This window comes from Mesorhizobium sp. M4A.F.Ca.ET.020.02.1.1, from assembly GCF_004022645.1.
Classification (GTDB): domain Bacteria; phylum Pseudomonadota; class Alphaproteobacteria; order Rhizobiales; family Rhizobiaceae; genus Mesorhizobium.
The window spans coordinates 1-1,602 of sequence record NZ_RZOI01001030.1 but is presented as its reverse complement, the minus strand read 5'-3'; the positions used below and the strand labels follow the sequence as shown (position 1 = coordinate 1,602).

At 62.8% G+C, this 1,602-nt stretch carries 1 protein-coding gene and 2 pseudogenes; 1 reads left to right on the top strand and 2 read right to left on the bottom strand.

The features are described 5' to 3' along the window. Nucleotides 1-221: pseudogene (locus EN742_RS34460) on the top strand (oxidoreductase); the annotation flags it as partial. Between the two features lie 70 nt (nt 222-291). On the opposite strand, the gene EN742_RS34455 reads toward EN742_RS34460, so the two are convergent. Both EN742_RS34455 and EN742_RS39840 read right to left on the bottom strand, forming a co-directional pair. Beyond that, nucleotides 292-1,401, bottom strand: a complete 1,110-nt coding sequence (locus EN742_RS34455) for a mandelate racemase/muconate lactonizing enzyme family protein (RefSeq protein WP_127406599.1) — start codon at nt 1,399-1,401, stop codon at nt 292-294. 100 nt (nt 1,402-1,501) lie between these two features. After that, a pseudogene (locus EN742_RS39840) lies at nt 1,502-1,602 on the bottom strand (cobalamin-binding protein); the annotation flags it as partial.

Below are 1,602 nucleotides of genomic sequence, written 5' to 3'. Positions count from 1 at the left end.
TCCTGGAGTGGCATGGGGACGGCGTGACCATCGTCGACCACAACACCCGTGACGAGAGCTTCGTCCAGGGCGTTTGTCTTGTTCTCGCAACGACCAACGTGGCGACGGATTGGCTGGCGAAGGAGTTGGAGGGTTCGTCCCAGCCGGTGATGGAAGTCGGCGACGGAGTCGCCCCTCGCCAGGCGCCCTATGCGTTCCACGAAGGACGGAAAATTGCCTAGCGGCTATGATCCGCGCGCGCTCCGCTTGCGCTTCATGAACGTTCTCTCTGCAATGCTGCGGCGCGACCCCTCAGCCTCCGAAAGTCGCGACAGGCGTTTTGAGTTGGGATCGCTCAGGCTTGATACCGAGCCCCGGTATCTGGGGGACGCGTATATGCCCGTTTTCGATAACGACGGGGTTTACGGGATCCGTATGCCCTTCGATGTATTCCTGCGCGATCCAGGCCCCCTCAAAGCGTCTCGGCTCGACAGTCGCGGCGAGGTGTACGCATGCCGCGGCGATGATGTCACCACCCCAGGCATCGTCGCAGCTGTGCGGAAGCGATCGTATCGCGCACAGGTCGCGGACCGTGACCATCTTGGTGAGACCGCCAAGGCGGGTGACCTTCAATCCGAATCCGTCCGCGATGCCTGAAGAGACTGCCCGCAGGACGGCATTCAAATCCTCGGTATTCTCATCGAGGTAGACCGGATGGGTCACGCGTCCCTTGAGGCTCGCGACTTCCTCCATCGTGTTGCAGGGTTGTTCGAACACGAACGGTATTGCCTGGCAAAGCCGATCGATGTGCAGCGCCGCAGCGGTGGTGAGGCCACGATTGGCGTCGACGGCCATCCGGGCCTTGAAGCCAACGGCTTCCCATACCTTGTGCACGGTGGCGACGTCTTGTTCGAGATCCCGTCCGCCGATCTTGACCTGAAGCCGCCTGTATCCGGCCTTGACCTTGTCGATGGCGATACGCGCGGTCTCGTCCGGTGCCCCGACGACAGTCGAGTAGTAGGACGGCACACGGTCGGTCAGCGCGCCGCCCAGAAGCGTTGAAACCGGTACGCCCAGCCGCTGGCCGGCGAGGTCCAGGAAAGCTATGTCCAAGGCCGCCTTGGCATAGTTGTGGCCGTTCAGCCGTTCCTCCATTCTTTTCGCGAGGCGGCGCATGGACGTCGTGTCCTCGCCGACGAGCCCATGCGCCATTTCGGCGATTGCCGCTCGCGCACCCAGAGCATGCTGGGGCTGGTAGACAGGGCCGACCGGGCACGTCTCACCCCAGCCTGACAGTCCATCCTCGGTGGTGACTTCAACGAGCGTGCTGTCCAGATCCTGCACGGTGTCGCTGGCCATCCTGTAGGCACCACCTTTGACAGGCAGAAGCACCTGATAGACTTTGATCGACTCGATGCGCATGCGGACCTTAGCCCCCTTCGAGCCAAGCGATTCTGGCCATCTTGCCATCCCGGTGCATGACGGCGCTCCCGGTCACAAGCCTGGATCGCATTTGCCGTGGTCAAGCCCGCACATTGTGCTTGCGCTTCATGAAGTCCTTGGCGGTCTCGACCGCGACCGCCGCGTCGCGGCAGTAGGCGTCGGCGCCGACAGCCTTGCCGA